This window comes from Okeania sp. SIO2B9 (assembly GCF_010672505.1).
Classification (GTDB): Bacteria; Cyanobacteriota; Cyanobacteriia; order Cyanobacteriales; family Microcoleaceae; genus Okeania; species Okeania hirsuta.
In genome coordinates this window covers 1-5,522 of the sequence record NZ_JAAHGK010000426.1, presented here as the reverse complement: position 1 = coordinate 5,522, position 5,522 = coordinate 1, and the positions used below count along the sequence as shown (strand labels likewise).

General features: G+C 32.6%; 2 protein-coding genes. Both read right to left on the bottom strand.

Translation table 11 applies throughout. The features are described from left to right. Positions 1 to 370: DUF4388 domain-containing protein (locus tag F6K13_RS16050; RefSeq protein ID WP_353735673.1), on the bottom strand; the 370-nt coding region annotated here is incomplete at its 3' end. A gap of 2,014 nt (positions 371 to 2,384) precedes the next feature. Beyond that, on the bottom strand, positions 2,385 to 5,081 hold the full coding sequence (locus F6K13_RS16045; protein WP_240038851.1) for an AAA-like domain-containing protein: 2,697 nt from the start codon (positions 5,079 to 5,081) through the stop codon (positions 2,385 to 2,387). Positions 5,082 to 5,522: the final 441 nt, after the last annotated feature.

Genomic DNA, 5,522 nt, shown 5'->3' with positions numbered 1-5,522 from the left:
TTGTTAAACCTGCTTGACTAATAATAGCAAAGAAAACTTCTTCAGTGATAGTACGCAAAATTGCCTTAGCTTCACTTAAAGTTATTTGATTATCACTAATAGCTATTTGCAACAATTTATATTCCCATAGTTGAACATTTGTTAACTGATTAAGTTCAAATTTAAAGTTAGGACAATGTTTCTTGACAGCTCTATACCAACGTCTGGTAGGGTGTAACCCACCACTTGCATATAAAAGATGACCAAATAGGAAATAAAGTTGCCATTCTTGATTGCCATAAGCGACGCTCAACTTTCCGGTAACTTGCTTTTTGCTGACTATACTCAGGGTATTTGCTAGCTTAATATAACCAATAGTGGGTGCTGACATAATTATTGAACCTTTCAAATCATCGTAATATTTAATTTTGCAGTATTAAGCACTAGAGCAGCATGATATAGACATGGTTTTTATTGTTTCATATTTCCTTTATTATGTCATCGCTTGTTATACTGAGTTTTTTTAATAATTGTACTGAAATATCAGGGTTTTCTCAGAAACTTTTTGATTTACTTGTTTGTAGCAGGAAACACTTAACAGTGGGGAACAGGTTTTCTTGTATTCAATTCATCATCACTCTATATACTAACCAATTCAATATTTACTAACAATATTTATTATTAACCACATTCTCTACCGATTATACATCCGCCATTCGGATTATTTTTGAATTATTTTTTTCAGCAGATTCATAATATTAGATTGTAGGTATAGCAGTAGACAGATAGGTTAGGACATAGATTGATCAAGATATTTAGACAGGGAAATATTTTTCCTACTTTTCCCTATTCCCTGTAATATTTTATATTTTCGACATTGATTTAATTGTATCTCATCTCAAACTTGGTTGATTGTATACCAATTTGATAAATATTTGCTACAAATAGCTAGGATATTTCTTAGGAGTCAACCCACCCCTAACTCCTCCCAGGAAGGGAAGTCAGTCCTCAGATAGGAGAGCTGTCGGATTGGCGACGTACAGAATAAATAGCTTTGATACCATTTATTAGGTCGGAATTTATATTTTTAGTCCAAGGGACATCTTTGATAAAGTCTTTTAATTGCCCTTATTATTCGTAACATTATTTTTCCAAATTGGTAGTATATAATTAGTGTTTCGTAATTTTCATAATTTACTTGCTTGCAAATTGTTATAATATTAAGTCTCATGTAATACTTAGTGTGATTCGTTCTGGAAAATACTATTTGTGTTAAATTTACACTTAAATCCTTGTAAATGAAGTGTTCTATAAATTATCAAATCAGCTCTCCAAAGCAATAATATTTAACTTAAATAAATTAGTTAGGTATTAGCATAATAAATAAAGATATTAATGTTTGAATGCGATGACAAGATTGGGGATAAAATGGAAAAGTTATTGTTCCTATAGCAGTACGTTCTTTAGTGAGGACAGTAAATTTGACTGAAAAGGGAGTAGGGGGTAGGGAATAGAGGAATGTCTGCACTATATTTGCGTAGTGCTATATGTAAAATTGATAAAAATTAGTTTTAGAAGTAGGTAAAGAGTTAAGTGAGTATGATTAGCCATTAGTTTCATTTGCAAAAATACCAGGCAAAAATAGACCTATTATCAAACTTTTCTAATTTAGCAATAAGTCTAATACCAATTTGATAAATATTTGCTACAAATAGCTAGGATATTTCTTAGGAGTCAACCCACCCCTGCCCCTCCCAGGAGGGGAAGTCAGGAGGACCGAGTCACACGGGAATAGCTTCAATACCATTTTCAGGTCGGAAATCATTCTTTTCTCTTGGTGCGCTACCAGGTGCGACTGGCGTCGTCGCGGGGTCACACCGCTTTGTCGAAGAGAATATCCTGCACGTGTTTTTTTATTCCTCTTACTATTCGTAATATTCTTTTTTCACGCTTGGTATAACAAACTCCTGCTTAAGATAAATAGACATCTGGTAAAAATCAAAAATTAAATCAATTCTCACACTAGATATATCAATTATTTCTCCCTACTGCCTACAGCAAAGCTGCCTACTCCCTCTTTTCTGGAGATGTCTAATAATTATTATCTCAACAATAAGATAGTAAAGAATGATCGAAATTCTAGTCTTGTCTTCAGAGTAAGTTACTAATCTATTAGCTATCCATCTTTCCCATTCTTTTCTTAACTTTTTTTACTTCTTTATTCCTGTTTCTAGAATAGATGATTTGAATGCTGACCAGCTTAATGAATTCCATAGTTCATTTTCGACTATTTTTTCTTCTTTATCATAGAAGTAAATCCACAATTTATGTGATTTATATATCAACAGCTAGCCGCAATAATAGTTTGTAATTTCTATTGCCGACATTAGTATTAGTATTTTATTTTAGCTCTGACAAAATTCTACTACTCTCATAAAATAGTTAGGTTTTCCTACTAAAAAACGACAACCTTTACTTAAAAGTTCATCTAAATTTTCCACAGACCTTAGCCAAACCTTCCCATTACTACCAGCAACAGCAATTTTTTTACTATCCGAACTAAAACTAATACTAATTACATTCTCCATAAATTCAAATTGACTAATCTGCCGTCCTGATAAATTCCAAAGTCGCACAATACTATCAATTCCAACAGTAGCTATTAACTCTCCATCAGGACTAAAACTAACTAACTTAGTATCCAGATGTAAACTTTGAAAATTATTCATTAATTTTCCTGTAGAAAGCTGCCACAATTCCACGACTCCATTTGATGTTGCTGTTAGTAAAAGCTGGGGTTGAGAAATGCTAAAATTCATACTAATAGCTTGCACATCTAGAGTTTTGAATTGATTTTCAGATATATTCCATAATCTAATTGTAGACTTTCCATCTAATGTTGCTAGAAATTTTCCATTGGGACTAAAACTAACAGCTCTAATCAAACCATTATCATTCAAAATTGAATCAGATAATATAGTTATAGGTGACGATGATACATTCCAAATTTGAACAGGAATATCTATGCCAGAAGTGGCTAAATACTTACCATCAACACTAAAACTAATACTATTAACTTCAGTTTGAGATATCTCTAATACATATAATTTTTTCCCTAATAAATTCCATATTTTTACCGTACCATCACTACCAGCAGTTGCTAAATATTCACCATTCGGATGAAAAATTAGACTATTAACTGATTTTTGCTCCGTTTGCCATTCTGTAATTTTTTCGCCCTCAAAATTCCAAATAATTACTTTTCCATCTACTCCTGCTGAAGCTAAAATATCTTGATTCGGTCTAAATTTAACACTCGTAACAGCACCTTGATGACCTTGCAGAATAATCTTTCTTTTTTGAAGAAAACTATCTTCAAATTGTTTTTGTTCGTCAAGTTTATCGAGAATCATTTGTAGTGCTAATATTGGTCGAGTCGCAGGATATTCCGCTAGAGGAATATTGTTATTAACCAAATCTTTTAATCTTTGTCCCGCAGATATTGCCTTGGGTAAAGCTTCCAACAATGCTTGATTTGTTGTTGACTTCTTGAACATTGCTAATAACAAAGCATCAGTGCCAGTTTGTTCAATTTCTCGACTAGATTGTGCTAATCGAAATCTTTGATAAGCTAATAGGGAAAAACCTATTGATAAAACTAAAGATGTGCCAAGGATAGCAGAACCTATGGAAATCCAACGTTTAGCTTTTTGTTGTGCTTTTGCAACTTCTGCTTGAGCTTTTTTAGTTTCTATTTTTGTTGATTCTAAGGCTTCTATTTGAGCATCTAATACTAATCTTTGGCTAGTAGTCAAAAATTGAAAATCTTGATTTCTTAAACTTTTTCCGGCTGCCCAAATTAAAGCATATTGTAAATCTTCCCCTTGCAATAAATAAGATTTATCTTCACAGTTTGAATGAAGCCATGCTTTAATTTGTGTAGAATAAGGAGGTAACTTTTCTAACTCTTCATTAATCATTTCTTCGTGAAAAATTGTAGCATATATAGAATTAGCTACAGTTAATTTATTATCTCGTCTAACTACCAATCCAGATAACCTAAGTTCCATTTGTTCAGGACTATCATCGGCAACTATTCCAGCCAAATCATTCTGTAAAATTTGCTTATATAACCCTAATCTTCTAACTATTCTTTGATCTTTTCTGAAAAGGCGCTCGCGAATAGTTTTCAAATGTTCTGGTATGTCTTTTGTCTCCCAATTATGAATAATTTGAGATTTAATCATCTCCTCTAATTCTATTTTAGGATTAACAATAAAAACCCCATTTTCAATGATAATTTTACACACTTTTTGAGTTAAAAATGGTTGTCCATTCGTCCACGATAAAATCTCTTTTAAAACTTCCTCTGGTTGCTGACAAATTTCAACTAATCCATCCACCAAAGATAAGGCTTCATCAAATTTAAAACCAGTTAACTCAATAGCTATACCAATATTAAAAGGCGTACTATTTTTGTCTTGACATAAATCTTGAGGCGTACTAACTCCTAACAAAGCAAAAGTTAAGCGATTATATTCTTGATTATTGGCACGTTTATTATAACAAGACCGAATAAATCCAAAAAAATCATCTACCGGAAAATCCAGAGCTAGAATGCTATCAATTTCATCAATAAAAATCACAATATTGTTCTGGATTTTTGTTAGTAATATCGTTTCAATAAATTCACTTAATCGTTGTACGGGTGCGAGATAATTTCGTTCTCGCCACCAGGTACGAATATTCACATATTCTGAGAGATTAAAATTATTTTCCAAGATGCGAAGAATACCTGCGTACCATTGTTCAGGAGTAACTCCCCGATTACCTATTTCTGAAATATCTATTGCCACACAAGAAATACCTTCTTGTTGTAATCTTTTAATCGTTCTAACTTGCAAGCTAGATTTTCCCATTTGACGAGAGTTGAGAACATAACAAAACTCACTTATTTTTAGATTTTTATATAGGTCTTCATCTGCTTGTCGCTTGACGTAGTTGGGTGAATTTCTGGGGAGACAACCACCGACTTGATAATAGGATTTTTGTGTTGAGTTATTCATGGCAAGAATGTATTTATTAACTAAGTTAACAGTCATAACTTTTCTTGGTTAGATTGAGGAAAGCTATAAGCAGTTGTGCAAAATTACAGCGTATTCGGTGGTTTATGAAGTTGCATGCAACGTCCGTACAGAGTAGGAGTTAGGAAAGAATATAGTTTTTTCCATCCTGAGTATTTTGTTCAATAAGCTTTCATTATTTGGACTCTGAACTACTGTGCCACATTTACATGGAAATCTGCTGTAATTTAATATTTGGAGAAGGCAAAGAAGTTAGAAATGTTTATTAGATTAGATATCTCCGAAAAAAATATAATGATGATATTTTAAACTTGAAAAACTAAGAAGGAGCAAGAAAAAAGGGAAAAGAGAAAGATGATAAAATAGTGTTTTTATCAATATTAATTAGGACTTACGCAGTAAAACGTATTTTCGTCATTGCGACCGACAGGGTTTGCGGAGCAGTCCAGAACAGATAGC